Here is a 16,442-nt window from a genome sequence, read left to right as displayed (position 1 = left end):
TCAGAGCAGTTTTGCAGGGGCCCCGTGTGACGAAAGCCCTGTCCAATTCGTGACGTAATGCACTGCACGCCATTCCCAGGTCAGGACACTCTGATGTAGGAAGTCGGGGGATCGAATCAACCAGGAGTTAGTCAGTGAGCGCCATGTCTCTTGCCCTGCTGCTGACCACGGCCGCCGCCGCGGCCGTGGGCGCTGCTGCGCTGCACGCCGTACACGGCCTGCGCAAGCAGGTGACGGCCCTCCGCGGTGAGCTGGCGACGCCCGCCCACACCCGCGGCACGACCGTCCCGCACGCCCGCAGTGCCGTCCAGTCCCCCGCCGCCGAGATACGAGCCGCCGTGGCCGAGGCCCTGGCCGAGGAGCGCGAGCGCGAGCTCGCCGAGGCCCGGGCCTTCTGGGCCGCGCAGGAGGCGCGCGACGCCGCGGACGCTTCCCCTCGCTTCGCCGGGGACACCCCTACCTCGCTGCTCGGCGGCCTGCCCGGCCTCGGTGAGGACGGCCCGGCCGTCTTCCTGCCCCGCCAGGCCGACCTGGTGGGTCTGGAGCCGGTGCTGGGCGACGAAGCCGTCGACGAGTATCCCGAGGACTCGGCCGAGCTGGCCGCCGCCCGCCGGCGCCACCCCTCACACCCCGACTTCGTACCGGTCCAGGCTCCGGCCCCCGGCGCCGACCACGAGCGCACCGTCTCGCGCCTGGAGGAGCTCGCGGAGGCCCGTACGGCCCTCGCGGACGTCCGCCCCGGGCCGCTGGGCACCCTCGACGTGTACGTGTTCACCGACGGCACCACGCTGTGCATGACCCCGGGCCACCGGGAGACGGCGGAGCGCCTCGCCGAGGCGCTGCGTTCGGGCACCGCGCCGGTCCTGCTGGGCGGCTCCGGCATCTCGGGCGCCTATGCGCTGACCTTCTCCTGCGGCGACGCCCAGGACCCGGACGACAACGTCTACATCCTCGCGGACCGCGTCATCGCCTCGCTCTGACGCACCGCGCGCGGACCGGGCCGTGTCCCGGTCAGCGCGTCGCTCCCGCTTCCGCCCGCTCCACCAGCCGTACGGCCTCGTCCAGCATCTCGGACGGGGCCTTCGCGGTGTCCGGGGCCCCCTCGGCGGCCGCGGCGCGCAGCGCCTCCGCGAGGTCCAGCCCGGCCACCGCCACCTGGTCCCCGACCACGAACACCCCCGCGTCCGGCATCTCGCGCGCCGGAGCCGCCCCCGCGCCCTCCGGCGGCGCCTCCAGCGCCTGGGCCCGTACGGAGAGCTCCCGGGCCAGCTCCAGCGCCCGGGCGGCGGCCCCCTGCTGGAGACGGCTCTGCGGCATGGCCCGCAGCCGGTCGGCGAAACGTTCCACGGCGGCGGTCAGAGGCGAAGTATCAAGCACCCGGCCGACCTTACGCGCCGCTGCGGCGCCATTGCCAACGGGCGAACTCTCCGGCACGGTGGCGTGAAGAGAACAGCACAGCACGGCGATACCTCCGGAGGCGCCCATGTCCGTAGAGTTCTCCGAGCAGACCCACCGCAACATGATCGACAGAATCCCCCTGACGACCGGTCGTGAAGTGTCCGACTGGCTCCGCACCGTGGACGACGGCCCCTCCCTCGTCCGGTTCGAGGAGAAGGTCAGCTGGCTGCGCGGCGCGCACGAACTGTCGTACGGCCAGGCCAAGGCGATCATCCACGAGTACGACCTGCGCAGGGCGGCCCGCAAATTCGGCTGAGCCCGCCCCCGACCCGACACCCACCCCTCCCGTCCCCGACCCCGTACCCCTCCGAGACGCGGGAAGGCCCCGCGAGCGGTGAGCTCGCGGGGCCTTCCCCCTCGCCGTGCGCGGGCGCCGGTACGACTAGTCGTCGCCGGAGAGGATCTGGAACAGGCGCAGCAGCTCCAGGTAGATCCACACCAGGGTCAGCGTGAGGCCGAAGGCCGCCAGCCAGGCCTCGTCGCGCGGGGCGCCGTAGGTGATGCCGTCCTCGACCTGCTTGAAGTCCAGGGCGAGGAAGCAGGCGCCGAGGACGACGCCGATGATGCCGAACAGGATGCCGAGGCCGCCGCTGCGGAAGCCGAGGCCGTCACCGCCCGCGAAGACCGAGAACAGCAGGTTCGCGACCATGAGCAGCATGAAGCCCATGGCGGCCGCCATCACGAAGCCGTAGAAGCGGCGGGTGACGCGGATCCAGCGCATCTTGTACGCGAACAGCACGGACGCGAAGACGCACATCGTGCCCAGCACGGCCTGGATGACCACGCCGGCACCGAAGTAGGTGCTGGTGGCCGCGCTGATGACGCCGAGGAAGAAGCCCTCGAAGGCCGCGTAGCCGAGGATGATCGGCGGGGAGGCCTTGCGCTTGAAGGACTGGACGAGCCCGAGGACCATCGCGACGAGCGCGGCGCCCACGGCGATGCCGTACGACTTGTTGACGTTCGCCGGGTCGACCGGCATGGCGATCCACGCGATCGTCGCCGTGAGGATGACGGTACCGAGCGTCATGGCCGTACGGCTCACGACGTCGTCCATGGTCATCACGTCGGCACGGGCGGGCGCCTGCGGCATACCGGTGGCCGCGTCCGTGGCGTAAGGATTCGTCGCGTACGGGTTGGTCCCGGCCTGCTGGTGCTGCGGCGCGCCGAAGCCCGCGTAGCCACCGTTGTCGCGGCTGAACCCCCGTCGCGAGAAGACCGGGTTACTGCTCCTCATCTCACTCCTCCATGGCCACCGTGCGCGGCCTTGCAACAAGAGTAATGCGTTAGCAAAAATCTGACCCTACTGCTCAGGGAGGATCTTTGCCCAACACCCGGGCCCGTATTTACGCCGACCGCACCGCAGGTTTCCAATGATTTCCGCACATAGCCGCTTCCGGAAACACGACGGCGGGGGCGCCCTGGGGCGCCCCCGCCGTCCGGATGTTCCGGTGCGTGTTGCGAAACGAACTCGTGCCCGGAGCCGGACTTGAACCGGCACGGCCTAGGCCAGCGAGGTTTAAGCTCGCCGTGTCTGCATTCCACCATCCGGGCAGGGTGTGGCGGCTCCCGTACAAAGCACTGAACGCTGTGCCGAGCCTATCCGGATCACCCTGGTCACCAGTGGGCCGTCTATCCGATGTTGTCTGATTTTATTGGCGCTTGAGAGGCCGTCAGACGGCAGAACACGCGGTGGGCCCGTTACGGGGCGCGATCACCCGTGACGCGGGATTGACGGGATTTCGATGGCCTCCGCCACCCCGCGCGCCACCCTCCCCGCCACCCCGGGCCACCCCACCCCCCCGAGACCGCCCGGGGGCGGCCGTCATACCAAAGGAGGAGGCGGCCCGCCCCGCGATCAGACTCCAGTGGGCCAGGGAACGGGCACCGCGGCTGATCCCCGCCGGGGGTGCGCACGGCGAGGATGGGAGCGTCCCGCCGATCCGCAGACCGCAGCCGGTCCGCAGCCCGAGGAGTCGCTTCCGTGACCACCATGAACTACGCCCCGCACACCACCCAGGCCGTGGCCGCCCGGGCCACCGGCCTCTCCAAGGTGTACGGCCAGGGCGAGACCCAGGTGGTCGCCCTGGACAACGTCTCCGTGGACTTCGGCCAGGGCCAGTTCACCGCGATCATGGGCCCCTCTGGCTCCGGCAAGTCCACCCTGATGCACTGCGTCGCCGGCCTGGACACCTTCTCCGCCGGCTCCGTCCGCATCGGCGAGACCGAGCTCGGCACCCTCAAGGACAAGCAGCTGACCCAGCTGCGCCGGGACAAGATCGGCTTCATCTTCCAGGCGTTCAACCTGCTGCCGACGCTGACGGCGCTGGAGAACATCACCCTGCCGATGGACATCGCGGGCCGCAAGCCCGACAAGCAGTGGCTGGACACCGTCATCGAGATGGTCGGCCTCTCCGGCCGCCTCGGCCACCGCCCGACCCAGCTCTCCGGAGGCCAGCAGCAGCGCGTGGCCGTGGCCCGCGCCCTGGCCTCCCGCCCCGAGATCATCTTCGGTGACGAGCCCACCGGAAACCTGGACTCCCGCTCCGGCGCCGAGGTCCTCGGCTTCCTGCGCAACTCCGTCCGCGAGCTCGGCCAGACCGTCGTCATGGTCACCCACGACCCGGTCGCCGCCTCCTACGCGGACCGCGTCATCTTCCTCGCCGACGGCCGCATAGTCGACGAGGTCCACGGCCCCACCGCCGACGGGGTGCTCGACCGCATGAAGGCCTTCGACGCCAAGGGCCGCACCAGCTGAGGGACGTTCCCTCCCCGTCCCCGCTGACCCCTTACCACCTGGACTCCTCCACCATGTTCCGTACCGCGCTGCGCAACGTGCTCGCGCACAAGGCCAGGCTGCTGATGACGGTGCTCGCCGTCGTCCTCGGCGTCGCCTTCGTCTCCGGCACCCTCGTCTTCACCGACACCCTCAGCAAGGCCCTCTCCAGCCAGTCCGCCAAGAGCTACGACGGCGTCGCCGTCTCCGTGACCTCGTACGGCCAGGGCCGGGGCGACGACGGCCAGAAGGAGGGCGAGGTCGGCCTCAGCCAGCAGACCCTCGACAAGGTCAAGGCGCTGGGAGGCGTCGACTCCGTCTCCGGCCGCGTCTCCGGCTTCGCCGGCGTCGGCGACGAGAAGGGCGAGCTGATCGGCTCCGGCTGGTCCAACAAGGGCTCCAACTACGCCCCCGTCAAGGACGGCAAGGACCCGCGCTACGCCTTCACCCAGGGCACCGGCCCGGCCAAGGCCGACCAGATCGCCCTCGACAGGGCGACCGCCGACACCGGCAAGTACAAGGTCGGCGACAAGGTCCGCGTCGCCACCAACGGCCCGGTGAAGGAGTACACCCTCTCCGGGATCTTCACCACCGAGGACGGCGCGGTCAGCGCGGGCGGCAGCCTGGTCCTCTTCGACACCGCCGTCGCCCAGGAGCTGTACCTCAAGCCCGGCTACTACCAGGAGCTGTCCGTCGCCGCCAAGGCCGGCACCTCCGCCGACCAGCTGCTCACCGACATCAAGCCGCTGCTCGACTCCAAGCACACCAAGGCCCAGACCGGCGCCGCCCTCGCCGCCGAGCAGGCCAAGGACGTCGAGCGGGGCATGTCGAACATGAACCAGATGCTGCTCGCGTTCGCCGGCATCGCCCTCTTCGTCGGCATCTTCCTGATCTACAACACCTTCACCATGCTGGTCACCCAGCGCACCAAGGAACTGGCCCTGCTGCGCGCCGTCGGCGCCAACCGCGGCCAGGTCATGCGCTCGGTCCTCACCGAGGCGCTGGTCGTCGGCGTCGTCTCCGCCGTCGTCGGCCTCGTCGCCGGCACCGGCCTGGCGATCGGCATGCGCTCCGCGATCGAGGCCTTCGGCGCCAAGCTCCCGGCCGGCGACCTCGTGATCGCCCCGGGCACCGTGGTCGCGGCCGTGGTCATCGGTGTCCTGGTCACCACCCTCGCGGCCCTGCTGCCCGCCTGGCGCACCGGCCGCATCGCCCCGGTCGCCGCCATGGGCAGCGCCCACCTCCCGGCCACCGCGAAGTCCCTGGTCGTACGGAACGTCCTCGGCTCGGTCATCAGCCTCGGCGGCATCGGCCTGGTCCTGCTCGGCGTGTCCACGGGCGGTCAGAACGGCCGCCTGATCCTCGGCGCCGGCGCGTTCTTCATGCTCATCGGCCTGATCGTGGTCCTGCCGCTGCTCTCCAAGCCGGTCATCGGGGCCGTACGCCCCGCGCTGCAGAAGGTGTTCGGCATCCCCGGCAAGCTGGCCGCGCAGAACGCCGTGCGCAACCCGCGCCGCACCGCCGTCACCGCCGCCTCGCTGTCGATCGGCCTGACCCTGGTCACCACCCTGTCGGTGCTCGGCATCACCATGGGCACCGCCGTCGACAAGATGAGCACGGACAAGCTGAAGGCCGACTACAAGGTCTCCATGGCCGCCGAGGGCATGAGCCTGGACAAGTCGGTCGCCGAGACCCTGGCCAAGGCCCCCGGCATCAAGGCGGTCTCCCCCCAGGCGGACGGCTACCTGCGGATCGGCGGCTCGTTCCGCTCCGCCTCCGGCGTCACCCCCTCCGCCATCGGCCAGATGCTGAACATCGACACCCTCAGCGGCTCGATGGACAGCCTCGCCAAGGGTGAGGTGGCCGTCGCCGAGACCACGGCGAAGAAGCAGAACCTCTCCGTCGGCTCCGCGCTGGAGGTCCAGTACGACGACGGCCAGAAGGGCACCCTCAAGGTCGGCGCGGTCTACAAGGACCTGGAGGGCCTGCTCTCCCCGTACGTGCTCGACAACAAGATCCTCGCCTCGCACAGCGAGGAGCAGTACATCCGCGAGGTGTACGTCAACACCGCCGCCGGCGCCTCGAAGGCCGCTCAGCAGACGGTCGTCGACGCCCTCGGCAAGAACCCGGCGATCAAGGTCTCCACCCAGGAGGACATGCGCAACGAGATGGGCGGCATCATCAACACGATGCTGAACATCATGTACGGGCTGCTCGGCATGGCCCTGATCATCTCGGTGCTCGGCGTGGTCAACACCCTGGCGATGTCCGTCTTCGAGCGGACCCAGGAGATCGGCATGCTGCGGGCGATCGGCCTCGACCGCAGCCGGGTCAAGAACATGATCCGCCTGGAAGCGGTGGTCATCTCGCTCTTCGGCGCGGTGCTCGGTGTCGGCATCGGCATCTTCCTCGCCTGGGCCGTGGGCACCACCATCTCGAAGGGGGTCCCGAACTACGCCCTGGTCCTCCCGTGGGACCGGATCGGCATCTTCCTCCTGCTGGCCGGCGTGGTCGGCGTCCTGGCGGCCATGTGGCCCGCCCGCAGCGCGGCCCGGCTGAACATGCTGACCGCCATCAAGACGGAGTAGGACGCGCCGTTCACGGCAGGGACACGGAAGGGCCCCGGGGCACACGCCCCGGGGCCCTTCCCGCCGTCGTACGGGGCCGCCGCGCGGGCCGCCCCACGGGCTCACGCGCCCCAGGTGCGCAGCCGCAGCGGCAGCCCCGAGCGCCCGGCCCCGGCCGGCTTCACCGCGAGGACCTGGTTGACGCCGAGCCGGCCGTGCTCGAAGCCCAGCGCCGAGGCCGCCATGTACAGCCGCCAGACGCGGGCCCGCCCCGGCGAGGTGAGCCGTACGGCCTCCTCCCAGCTGTCCTCCAGCCGCGCCACCCAGGCCCGCAGCGTCAGCGCGTAGTGCTCGCGCAGCGCCTCCACGTCGCGGACCTCGAACCCGGCCCGCTCCAGCTCGCCCACCGTCGTGCCCAGCGGGGAGAGTTCGCCGTCGGGGAAGACGTAGGCGTCGATGAACTCGTCGATGCGGTACGCCTCTTCGTCCGGCTCCGGCGGGCGGGCGATCTGGTGGTTCAGCAGCCGGCCGCCGGGGGCCAGCAGGGCGTGCAGGGTGCGGGCGTACTCGCGGTAGCGCTCCGCGCCGACGTGTTCGGCCATGCCGATGGACGAAATCGCGTCGTACGGGCCGTCCTTGACGTCCCGGTAGTCCTGGATCCGGATGTCCAGCCGGTCGGCCAGGCCCTCCTCCGCGGCCCGCTTGCGGGCGTACACGGCCTGCTCGCGCGAGAGGGTGATGCCGGTGACGTGGACCCCGTGCTCCCGGGCCGCGTGCAGGGCCATGGAGCCCCAGCCGCAGCCGACGTCGAGGAGCCGCTGACCGGGCTGGAGGCCCAGCTTCCGGCAGACCAGGTCGAGTTTGTCCCGCTGGGCCTCCTCCAGGGTGGAGCCCGGGCTCCAGTAGGCGCAGGAGTACACCATCGAGGGGCCCAGGACGTGCTCGTAGAACTCGTTGCCGACGTCGTAGTGGTGGCTGATCGCCTGCTTGTCCCGGCCCTTGCTGTGGATGGCACCGCCCCGGCGGCCGGGCGCCTCCTCGGGCGGCGGGGCGGGCGCCGGCCACGGCCGGGCCAGGGCGACGAGGTCGCGCAGGGCGGAGCGGGCCTCGGGGTCGCGCAGCAGCGCGGCGGCCTCGGCGGCGCCCGCGGCCCGCTCCGGCAGCTGCGGCAGCCGGCGGTGCACCGCGCCGAGCTTGCCGAGGCCCGAGCGGCGCAGGGCCGGCGCGACCTCGGGGGCCGGGGCGGGCCCGCGCTCCCAGAGCAGCCCGGCCACCCGGTCCAGCATGTCGAACAGGTCGCCGTCCACGGTCAGGTCCCCGGCGACCCAGGCCCGGGCCAGGCCCAGCTCGCCGGGGCGCCACAGCACGCGGCGCAGGGCACGGCGGTTGTTCAGCACCAGGGTGGGTCCGTCGGGCGGTCCGGCCTCGCTGCCGTCCCAGGCACGAATCCTGACGGGCAGGGGGGCGCCCAGCAGGGTCTCGGCGAGAGCGGCCAGCCGCGGCGCGGCTTCGGTCATCGTAGGCACCTCCAGTAATGATCCGACCGAACGGCATACCCACTCCGGGCGGCGCTCAATCGGACGACCCTCCGAACAGGCCTACGGGGGCATGCCGAAGGGGCCGCCCGCACCACGGATGGCGGGCGGCCCCTTCGGGACGTACGGGAGGTGTTGCCGGTCAGGCCCGGGTCAGGAGGCCTTGGCCTTCGCGGCCGGGGCAGCGGCGGCGGCCGGAGCCGGCGCCGGCTTGGCGGCCTCGTAGAACTCCTCGCGCGGGGTCTCCAGCGCACCGAGGGAGACGACCTCGCGCTTGAGGAACATGGCGAGGGTCCAGTCGGCGAAGACGCGGATCTTGCGGTTCCAGGTCGGCATGGCCATGCCGTGGTAGCCACGGTGCATGTACCAGGCGAGCCGGCCCTTGAGCTTGATCTTGGTCTTGCCCATGACGATCATCGCGACGCCCTTGTGGAGGCCGAGGCCCGCCACCGCACCCTTGTTGGAGTGCGAGTACTCGGCCTGCGGGAAGCCCCGCATGCCCGAGATGACGTTGTCGCCGAGGACCTTGGCCTGGCGCAGCGCGTGCTGTGCGTTCGGCGGGCACCAGGCGTTCTCGACGCCGGCCTTGCGGGCGGCGACGTCCGGGACCTGGGCGTTGTCGCCGGCGGCCCAGATGTAGTCGGTGCCCTGGACCTGGAGGGTCGGGGCGGTGTCGACGTGGCCGCGCGGGCCCAGCGGCAGGCCGTAGCGGGCCAGCACCGGGTTGGGCTTGACGCCGGCGGTCCACACGAGGGTGTCGGAGTCGACCTCAAGGCCGTTCTTCAGCACCACGTGGCCGTCCACGCAGGAGTCCATGGAGGTGTTGAGGTAGATCTCGATGCCGCGGGACTCAAGGTGCTCCTTGCCCCAGGTGCCCAGCTTGGGCCCGACCTCGGGAAGGATCTTGTCGGCGGCGTCCACCAGGATGAAGCGCATGTCCTCGCGCTTGATCGTGGTGTAGTACTTCGCGGCGTCGCGGGCCATGTCCTCGACCTCGCCGATCGTCTCCGCACCGGCGAAGCCGCCGCCGACGAAGACGAAGGTGAGGGCCTTGCGGCGGACGTTCTCGTCCGTCGTGGACTCGGCCTTGTCGAGCTGCTCAAGGACGTGGTTGCGCAGGCCGATGCCCTCTTCGACGCCCTTCATGCCGATGCCCTGCTCGGCGAGGCCGGGGATCGGGAAGGTGCGGGAGACGGCGCCGAGCGCGATCACCAGGTAGTCGAAGGGCAGCTCGTACGCCTCGCCGACCAGCGGCGTGACGACGGCGACCTTGCGGTCCTGGTCGATGCTGGTGACCCGGCCGGTGAGAACCTCTGCCTTGGGCAGCACGCGTCGCAGCGGGACGACGACGTGCCGAGGCGAGATGCTGCCTGCGGCCACTTCGGGGAGGAAGGGCTGGTAGGTCATGTACGACCGCGGGTCGACGACCGTGACGGTCGCCTCGCCATAGCGCATCTTCTTCATGATCCGCTTGGCCGCGTACAGGCCTACGTACCCACCTCCTACAACGAGGATCCTGGGACGCTCCGTGGTGCTCATGCAACGAGTATCCAGCACCCCAAGGGGTGACGCTCGTGAGCCCCTTCACAAGGTGCCGGAAGGCCTCTGCTACACTGCGCGGCCCACGTGACGGAGCTCATGGCGCGAAACGGGAACCAGGGTGTCACGGGACTCGTTGTTCACCCGTCCTGAACTGGCCTCCAGGCCTGAAAGCGGAGTAGACCACCGGGTTGGTGGATACCTACCGACGAGGCCGGACGGCACCCTCATTTCGCACGAACACTCGGACAACAGAGGCCCGATGACCCGCCGAGGGCCCCGAAGGACCCTCCCCGTGGCCCATCAGGCCTCTTTTCCTTGTGAAGAACTTCACGAACTTTCTGTGGAGGAGGGGACCTAAGGCCCCCGTAAGCCCCTCCGAAAGCCCTCCGAGGGACCTCCAGGACCTTCGAAACAGCCCTCGCTCAGGCGGGAACCCACCGTTTCGGCACCCACCGGCCCCTCCGGCCCCTACCGGCTGGGCGGTTACCGGATCGCCTATCAGGTCCTGGACGGCGAGCTCGTCATCCTCGTCGTCAGAATCGGCGACCGCCGCGACAGCTACCGCACCATCTGAATGCGACCCTTACGGCGGCGCTCCCGTCAGGTGACCGGAGCGCCGCCGTCCGGCGTTTCCCGCGGGTCAGGACCGCTGCTCGTCAGCCTCGACCTCTTCTGCCGTCTTCCAGGCGATGCCGTCGAGGATGTCGTGCTCCGAGACGACGACCTCGCGGGCGCCGGTGCGCTCCATGACGGCGAGCAGGACCAGGGTGCCCGCGCCGATCACGTCCACCCGGCCCGGGTGGATGACCGGGACGGCCGCGCGCTCGGCGTGCACCGAGGTCAGCATGCGGTCGGTGATCTCGCGGACCTGTTCGTACGTCACCCGGGCGTGGTGGATCGCGGCGGAGTCGTACTCCGCCAGCCCGAGGGCGATCCCGGCGACCGTGGTCACCGAGCCGGCCAGGCCCACCAGGGTGCGCGCCTCGGCCAGCGGGACCGTCCGCTCGACCAGGTCCAGCGCCGCCTCGATGTCGGCCCGCATGGCGGCGACCTGCTCCGCGGTCGGCGGGTCGGTGACCGCCCCGTCCACGACCAGGTGACGCTCGGTCATCCGGACGCAGCCCACGTCGACCGAGCGGGCCGCCCGCACGTGCTCCTCGCCGACGACGAACTCGGTGGAGCCGCCGCCGATGTCCACCACCAGGAAGGGCTTCTCCAGGTGGGTCGCGCCCGTCAACTCCTTGGTGGCGCCGGTGAAGGAGAACTCCGCCTCCTGGTCACCGGAGATCACCTCGGGCTCGACGCCCAGGATGGCGAGGACCCCCTGGACGAACTCCTCGCGGTTCTCGGCGTCGCGCGAGGCCGAGGTCGCCACGAAGCGCAGGCGCTCCGCGCCCAGCTCCTTGACGACCTCCGCGTACTCGCGGCAGGCCGCGAAGGTGCGCTCCAGCGCCTCCGGGGCCAGCCGGCCCGTCTTGTCCACGCCCTGGCCCAGGCGCACGATCGTCATCCGCCGGTCCAGCTCGACCAGCTCGCCGGTGAACGGGTCGCAGTCCGCGACGAGCAGGCGGATGGAGTTCGTACCGCAGTCGACGGCCGCGACGCGCGTCACGCGTCCGGCTCCTTCGCGTCGCCCTTGTCCGCGCACGGCGTCACGCAGGCGCCCTTGGCCCACCACTCCGGCAGCATCGCCAGCGCCTCGTCGCCGAACGGGTTCACCCCGGGGCCCGCGGCCAGGGAGTGGCCGACGAGCACGTGCAGGCACTTCACCCGGTCCGGCATCCCGCCGGCGCTCGGGAAGCCCTGGAGCACCTCGATGGCGTCGCGGCGCCGGATGTAGTCCTCGTGCGCGGCCCGGTAGGCGGCGGCGAGCTCGGGGTCCTCGGCGAGCCGGGCCTGCATCTCCTTCATCACGCCGTTGGCCTCCAGCGTGCCGATGGCGGAGGCCGCGCGCGGGCAGGTGAGGTAGTACAGCGTCGGGAAGGGCGTGCCGTCGGGGAGGCGCGGGGCGGTCTCCACCACGTCCGGCTGGCCGCAGGGGCAGCGGTGCGCGATGGCGCGCAGCCCGCGCGGCGGGCGGCCGAGCTGCTGCTGGAACGCGTCGATGTCCGCGTCGGTCGGCTCGGTCCGGTCGGTCTGGGGCGGGGGCGTCTGCATGCCTGGAGGAAGTCTCTTCGTTCTCGTGGGTGGGTGCGGGTGCTCGTCACTCGCCGGGGCGGTCGGCCTTGTCGACCCCGTCCCAGACGTTCGAGTACCAGGGCCGGTCGGAGCCGGCTGTTCCGGTGCGGTGCCGCTCGGCGGCGCCGGCCCCGGGGTCGGTCATGATGTAGCTGATCTCGCCCGGGCGGACGAAGTGCAGGTGCTTGCGCGCCTGCTGTTCCGCGTACGCGTTGTCCTGCCAGCGGGCCTTCTCGTCGCGGAGGCGTTCGAGGCGCCGGCTCGCGGCCTCGGCGGCCCGCCGCTGCTCCGCGATCTCCGAGCGCTGGGAGACGTACTGGCGCATCGGATACGCGAGGGCGACGACCAGCGTACAGAGGACGAGCACCAGGAGCGCGGCGCGTCCGGTGAGCCGGCTGCGGCGGACCTGGCGGCGCGTCTGCGAGCGGTAGACGTGGGCGGCGGTCCGCTCACCGAGCTGCTTGAGCCTGGTCGCGGTGGAGAAGGTGGAGAACCGATCCCGGTTCCCGGCCATTGATCCCGCCTCCCCTATGTACGCGCTACGCAATACGTCCCCGCACACGGTACGGGACCGAGTGCGGGGACGTACGGAGGCCAGCCCCGGAGGGCTGCCGTGATTAGCCCTTGAAGCGCGGGAAGGCGCTGCGGCCGGCGTACACGGCGGCGTCGTCGAGGATCTCCTCGATGCGCAGCAGCTGGTTGTACTTGGCGACGCGGTCCGAGCGGGCCGGGGCGCCGGTCTTGATCTGACCGCAGTTCACGGCGACGGCGAGGTCGGCGATGGTGACGTCCTCGGTCTCGCCGGAGCGGTGCGACATCATGCACTTGAAGCCGTTGCGCTGGGCCATCTCGACGGCGTCGAGGGTCTCGGTCAGCGAACCGATCTGGTTCACCTTCACGAGCAGGGCGTTCGCGGAGCCCTCCTCGATGCCGCGGGCCAGGCGCTCCGGGTTGGTGACGAAGAGGTCGTCGCCGACGATCTGGACCTTGGCGCCGAGGCGATCGGTGATGGTCTTCCAGCCGGCCCAGTCGTCCTCGTACAGCGGGTCCTCGATGGAGACGAGCGGGTACGCGGAGACGAGCTCCTCGTAGTACTCGGTCATCTCGGCGGCCGAGCGGGACTGGCCCTCGAACTCGTACTTGCCGTCCTTGTAGAACTCGGACGCGGCGACGTCGAGCGCGAGCGCGATGTCCTTGCCCGGGACGTAACCGGCCTGCTTGATGGCCTCGATGATGAGGTCGAGCGCGGCGCGGTTGGACTCCAGGTTCGGGGCGAAGCCGCCCTCGTCACCGAGACCGGTGGACAGACCCTTGGTGTGCAGGACCTTCTTGAGGGTGTGGTAGACCTCGGCACCCCAGCGCAGCGCCTCGGAGAAGGACTCCGCGCCGATCGGCGCGATCATGAACTCCTGGATGTCCACGTTGGAGTCGGCGTGCGACCCGCCGTTGAGGATGTTCATCATCGGAACGGGCAGCAGGTGCGCGTTCGGGCCGCCGAGGTAGCGGAAGAGCGGGAGGTCCGAGGCCTCGGACGCGGCGTGCGCGACGGCGAGGGAGACGCCGAGGATGGCGTTGGCGCCGAGCGAGCCCTTGTTGTCGGTGGCGTCCAGGTCGAACATGGCCTGGTCGATCAGGCGCTGCTCGGTGGCGTCGTAGCCGACGAGCTCCGGGCCGATCTGCTCGATGACCGCGAGGACGGCCTTCTCGACACCCTTGCCCATGTAACGGTTGGGGTCACCGTCACGGAGCTCAATGGCCTCGAAGGCACCGGTGGAGGCGCCGGACGGAACTGCAGCACGGCCGGTGCTGCCATCGTCGAGGCCCACCTCGACCTCGACCGTGGGGTTGCCTCGGGAGTCCAGGATTTCCCGGGCTACGACGACGTCGATGGACGGCACGAGCATCTCCTTCTGGGATGTGACGCTGGGTGTGCGGTGGCATGTCGGGCCGTGGGATGGCCCCGCCGACTAGAGCCTAACCGCCTCCGGGCGCTCGGCCGGCCGACCGCCCGCCCGCTGGGACGAAAAAGGGCCCGAATACCCGCCTTCCGGTACATAGGACCCTTGACCGCCGGCACACATGCCGCCGCCCGGCGCGTGGGGGGACGACGCGCCGGGCGGTCGGGCTGCCGCGGCGCCGCACGGGCGGCCGCGGGTGTCACTGCAGGATTCAGCTGAGCTTCAGCTTCTGGCCCGGGAAGATCAGGTCGGCGTCCGAGACGATGTCCTTGTTGAGCTCGAAGAGCTTCTCCCAGCCGCCCTTGACGCCGTTGGCCTCGGCGATGGTGCCCAGGGTGTCGCCCGCCTTGACCTCGTACGAGCCGTTGCCGGTCTTGACGGCCGGGGCCTCGGCGCGCTCGGAGCGGGTGACCGGCGCGGGGGTCTCGCGCTTGGTCTCCTTCTTCGGCGCCGTCTGCTTCGGCTGCGTCTTCTTGGTCTCGGTCTTCGTCTCCGTCTTCTTCGGGGTGTCGGTCGCGCCACCACCGGTGTAAGCGGAGTTCGAGAGGCCCTTGCCGCAGACCGGCCAGGCGCCCTTGCCCTGGCCCTTGAGGACCTTCTCGGCGATGGCTATCTGCTGCGACTTGGAGGCCTGGTTGGCCTGCGCGGCGTACGACTTGCCGCCGTACGCGGCCCACGTCGAGGACGAGAACTGCAGGCCGCCGTAGTACCCGTTGCCCGTGTTGATGGACCAGTTGCCGCCGGACTCGCACTGCGCCACGGCGTCCCACTGGGAGGCGGTGGCGGCGGAGGCCGAGCCGGCCGCCATCAGGGGGGCGGCGACGGCGACACCGGTGACACCGGCGAGCGTGACGATGCGGGCGGCCTTGGAGGCGCGGCGGTGCTTGCCCTTGCCGGAAATCAGCATGGAGTTCTCCTCACCGACGCCTGCGAGGTGAGCTGTCGGGTTCGGGCTGATGAGTGCCCGGCCGTGCGGTGTGGCGCACGACTTAACCCCTAGCCGTTCCCCTGCCGTCTCTCAACGGCCGGTCCCGGCGCCTACCTTGGTTCCCCCGCTCCTGCCTTCGGCGCTTGACGCGACGACTGTTCCCCCCGTCCGCCGGCAGGATTCGGCGATGCGGTCGAAGGAGCCCGCGGTGGCGGGCGACTCAGAAGGTAGACAGGTCCCTCCCCGATGTTCAACGAGGAACACCGGGGAGAAACGGGCCCTACTTGCGCCCCTCCCGATGGCATTTGCGCAGGTGAGGGCGGGGTTTGCGGAAGGTCACAGGCGGGACACGCCAGTTGACCGGAAGAGACACATGTCTCACTTGCAGATAACGGACATTCAGCCTTTTCTGGGTGTCCGAAGTGCCGCTATTTTCAACTTAGATCCAGATTCTGACCGGGCTTGATCAGATCTGCGTCATCGCCGATGACCTGCTCATTGGCCTGGTAGAGCGCGTTCCAGCCGCCCTTGACCCCCTTGGCAGACGCGATGGTCGCCAGACTGTCGCCCGCCTGGACCGTGTACGAGGGGTCTGACGCCGCGTCGGATGTGACGGGCACCTCAAGAGCGGGCGCACCACGGTGCTTGCCGACGCCGGAGGGGTCCGGGATGCCGGCCGGGTCGGTCGTGGCACCCGGGGTGCCCGGGGCCGACGGGGAAGCGGGGGCGCTCGGGTCGGCCGGGGTGACCGGAGCGGTCGGGTCCGGGCTGCCGGGCGTGGTCGGGGTCCCCGGGGCGGTCGGGTCGGAGGGCGCCGTCGGGGTGCCCGGGGCCGTCGGGTCGCCGGGGGCGCCCGGGAGCACCGGGGCGCCCGGCGAGGTGGAGGGGGCGTCCGGGTCGGGCATGACGGGCAGTCCGCTGTTGGGCGCGAGCGGCGCCGGCGGAAGCGTGAAGACCGGGGACGGGGTCGGGGTCGGGGCGCCGAAGTCCTGGGGCTTCGCGCCGGAGCCGCCCGCCGGGACGGAGTCGTCGGGGCGCGAGGGGCTCGCGCCGATCGGACCGAGGGTGCCGGGCAGGCCCGGGTCGACGGCCGCCGCGGGGCCCTGCTGGGTCAGTCCGGCCGACTCCGAGCAGTGGCCGAAGGCCGAGGGGCCCTGGGCGCCCAGCACGCGCTCGGCGACGGCGATCTGCTGCGAGCGGCTCGCGAGGTCGGGGCGCTCGGCGAACTCCAGGCCGCCCGAGGCGTTCCACTGCTCCTGCGTGAACGAAAGTCCGCCGTAGGCACCGCTGCCGGAGTTGGCGCTCCAGGAGCCGCCGCTCTCGCACTCGGCGACCGTGTCCCACGTGGAGGCCTCGGCCGCGCTCGCGCCGGTGGCGGCGAGCAGGGGCAGGGCCAACGCGGAACCGGTGACTCCGGCGGTGACGACTATCGCGGGTACCTGGCGGGGCCGTCTGTGGCGGCCGTTCCCGGAACGCATGAGCTGCACCTTTCGCATAACGGCT

14 protein-coding genes, 1 tRNA gene, 1 pseudogene and 1 riboswitch are annotated in these 16,442 nt (G+C 71.0%); of the genes and pseudogenes, 5 read left to right on the top strand and 11 right to left on the bottom strand.

The features are described from left to right. Window positions 1-143: 143 nt before the first annotated feature. Window positions 144-980: a hypothetical protein gene (locus tag CP980_RS20270; RefSeq protein ID WP_180291329.1), complete on the top strand. Its 837-nt coding sequence runs from the start codon at window positions 144-146 to the stop codon at window positions 978-980. Between the two features lie 31 nt (window positions 981-1,011). Here the strand turns inward: CP980_RS20270 and CP980_RS20265 are convergent, their stop codons facing one another. Beyond that, window positions 1,012-1,377, bottom strand: coding sequence for a hypothetical protein (locus CP980_RS20265; protein WP_150528763.1), 366 nt, complete (start codon window positions 1,375-1,377; stop codon window positions 1,012-1,014). A gap of 106 nt (window positions 1,378-1,483) precedes the next feature. Here CP980_RS20265 and CP980_RS20260 point away from each other — a divergent pair, with 106 nt between their 5' ends. After that, window positions 1,484-1,714 carry a DUF4287 domain-containing protein gene (locus tag CP980_RS20260; RefSeq protein ID WP_048479109.1) on the top strand — a complete coding sequence of 77 codons (231 nt, stop codon included), beginning with the start codon at window positions 1,484-1,486 and terminating at the stop codon, window positions 1,712-1,714. Between the two features lie 126 nt (window positions 1,715-1,840). On the opposite strand, the gene CP980_RS20255 is transcribed toward CP980_RS20260, so the two are convergent. Together CP980_RS20255 and CP980_RS20250 are read right to left on the bottom strand one after the other, a co-directional pair. Next, a complete protein-coding gene (locus tag CP980_RS20255; RefSeq protein ID WP_099891809.1) occupies window positions 1,841-2,692 on the bottom strand; it encodes a Bax inhibitor-1/YccA family protein in 852 nt (283 codons plus the stop codon). A gap of 237 nt (window positions 2,693-2,929) precedes the next feature. Beyond that, window positions 2,930-3,009 (bottom strand) — tRNA-Leu (locus tag CP980_RS20250). A gap of 439 nt (window positions 3,010-3,448) precedes the next feature. Here CP980_RS20250 and CP980_RS20245 point away from each other — a divergent pair. Together CP980_RS20245 and CP980_RS20240 are read left to right on the top strand one after the other, a co-directional pair. After that, window positions 3,449-4,213, top strand: a complete 765-nt coding sequence (locus tag CP980_RS20245; RefSeq protein ID WP_099895579.1) for an ABC transporter ATP-binding protein — start codon at window positions 3,449-3,451, stop codon at window positions 4,211-4,213. Between the two features lie 53 nt (window positions 4,214-4,266). Then, on the top strand, window positions 4,267-6,819 hold the full coding sequence (locus CP980_RS20240) for an ABC transporter permease (protein WP_132757359.1): 2,553 nt from the start codon (window positions 4,267-4,269) through the stop codon (window positions 6,817-6,819). Between the two features lie 101 nt (window positions 6,820-6,920). On the opposite strand, the gene CP980_RS20235 is transcribed toward CP980_RS20240, so the two are convergent. Together CP980_RS20235 and CP980_RS20230 are read right to left on the bottom strand one after the other, a co-directional pair. Further along, a complete protein-coding gene (locus tag CP980_RS20235) occupies window positions 6,921-8,315 on the bottom strand; it encodes an SAM-dependent methyltransferase (protein ID WP_150528762.1) in 1,395 nt (464 codons plus the stop codon). A gap of 171 nt (window positions 8,316-8,486) precedes the next feature. Continuing rightward, complete coding sequence (locus CP980_RS20230; protein ID WP_030865901.1) at window positions 8,487-9,872, bottom strand: NAD(P)/FAD-dependent oxidoreductase; 1,386 nt, start codon at window positions 9,870-9,872, stop codon at window positions 8,487-8,489. 448 nt (window positions 9,873-10,320) lie between these two features. On the opposite strand from CP980_RS20230, the pseudogene CP980_RS20225 reads away from it, so the two are divergent. Beyond that, window positions 10,321-10,449, top strand: a pseudogene (locus tag CP980_RS20225) (type II toxin-antitoxin system RelE family toxin); the annotation flags it as partial. 66 nt (window positions 10,450-10,515) lie between these two features. On the opposite strand, the gene CP980_RS20220 reads toward CP980_RS20225, so the two are convergent. The 6 genes from CP980_RS20220 to CP980_RS20195 all read right to left on the bottom strand — a co-directional run bounded on the left by CP980_RS20220 (window position 10,516) and on the right by CP980_RS20195 (window position 16,417). After that, on the bottom strand, window positions 10,516-11,487 hold the full coding sequence (locus tag CP980_RS20220; protein WP_150528761.1) for a Ppx/GppA phosphatase family protein: 972 nt from the start codon (window positions 11,485-11,487) through the stop codon (window positions 10,516-10,518). Then, window positions 11,484-12,032, bottom strand: a complete 549-nt coding sequence (locus CP980_RS20215) for a DUF501 domain-containing protein (RefSeq protein ID WP_132757365.1) — start codon at window positions 12,030-12,032, stop codon at window positions 11,484-11,486. The genes CP980_RS20220 and CP980_RS20215 overlap by 4 nt, the downstream gene beginning before the upstream one ends. Window positions 12,033-12,078: 46 nt before the next feature. Next, a complete protein-coding gene (locus tag CP980_RS20210) occupies window positions 12,079-12,567 on the bottom strand; it encodes an FtsB family cell division protein (protein WP_099891799.1) in 489 nt (162 codons plus the stop codon). Between the two features lie 103 nt (window positions 12,568-12,670). Then, the gene (gene eno / locus CP980_RS20205; RefSeq protein WP_099891797.1) at window positions 12,671-13,957 is read right to left on the bottom strand and encodes a phosphopyruvate hydratase; all 1,287 of its coding nucleotides are present in this window, start codon (window positions 13,955-13,957) and stop codon (window positions 12,671-12,673) included. A gap of 265 nt (window positions 13,958-14,222) precedes the next feature. Continuing rightward, window positions 14,223-14,918: a LysM peptidoglycan-binding domain-containing protein gene (locus CP980_RS20200; protein WP_132757367.1), complete on the bottom strand. Its 696-nt coding sequence runs from the start codon at window positions 14,916-14,918 to the stop codon at window positions 14,223-14,225. A 2-nt stretch (window positions 14,919-14,920) separates the two neighbouring features. Further along, a riboswitch (cyclic di-AMP (ydaO/yuaA leader) is annotated at window positions 14,921-15,091 on the bottom strand. Between the two features lie 282 nt (window positions 15,092-15,373). Beyond that, complete coding sequence (locus CP980_RS20195; RefSeq protein WP_150528760.1) at window positions 15,374-16,417, bottom strand: LysM peptidoglycan-binding domain-containing protein; 1,044 nt, start codon at window positions 16,415-16,417, stop codon at window positions 15,374-15,376. Between the last annotated feature and the right edge of the window lie 25 nt (window positions 16,418-16,442).

The organism is Streptomyces vinaceus (assembly GCF_008704935.1).
Classification (GTDB): domain Bacteria; phylum Actinomycetota; class Actinomycetes; order Streptomycetales; family Streptomycetaceae; genus Streptomyces; species Streptomyces vinaceus.
Note: the sequence above shows the minus strand (reverse complement) of the source record. Positions and strands in the feature narration are given on the sequence as shown.

Excerpts from the sequence above, each read along its gene's own strand:
- CP980_RS20255 (WP_099891809.1), bottom strand. The coding sequence starts at position 2,692 with ATGAGGAGCAGTAACCCGGTCTTCTCGCGACGGGGGTTCAGCCGCGAC.
- CP980_RS20270 (WP_180291329.1), top strand. The coding sequence starts at position 144 with ATGTCTCTTGCCCTGCTGCTGACCACGGCCGCCGCCGCGGCCGTGGGC.
- CP980_RS20210 (WP_099891799.1), bottom strand. The coding sequence starts at position 12,567 with ATGGCCGGGAACCGGGATCGGTTCTCCACCTTCTCCACCGCGACCAGG.
- CP980_RS20260 (WP_048479109.1), top strand. The coding sequence starts at position 1,484 with ATGTCCGTAGAGTTCTCCGAGCAGACCCACCGCAACATGATCGACAGA.
- eno (WP_099891797.1), bottom strand. The coding sequence starts at position 13,957 with ATGCTCGTGCCGTCCATCGACGTCGTCGTAGCCCGGGAAATCCTGGAC.
- CP980_RS20245 (WP_099895579.1), top strand. The coding sequence starts at position 3,449 with ATGAACTACGCCCCGCACACCACCCAGGCCGTGGCCGCCCGGGCCACC.
- CP980_RS20200 (WP_132757367.1), bottom strand. The coding sequence starts at position 14,918 with ATGCTGATTTCCGGCAAGGGCAAGCACCGCCGCGCCTCCAAGGCCGCC.
- CP980_RS20215 (WP_132757365.1), bottom strand. The coding sequence starts at position 12,032 with ATGCAGACGCCCCCGCCCCAGACCGACCGGACCGAGCCGACCGACGCG.
- CP980_RS20235 (WP_150528762.1), bottom strand. The coding sequence starts at position 8,315 with ATGACCGAAGCCGCGCCGCGGCTGGCCGCTCTCGCCGAGACCCTGCTG.
- CP980_RS20230 (WP_030865901.1), bottom strand. The coding sequence starts at position 9,872 with ATGAGCACCACGGAGCGTCCCAGGATCCTCGTTGTAGGAGGTGGGTAC.
- CP980_RS20240 (WP_132757359.1), top strand. The coding sequence starts at position 4,267 with ATGTTCCGTACCGCGCTGCGCAACGTGCTCGCGCACAAGGCCAGGCTG.
- CP980_RS20195 (WP_150528760.1), bottom strand. The coding sequence starts at position 16,417 with ATGCGTTCCGGGAACGGCCGCCACAGACGGCCCCGCCAGGTACCCGCG.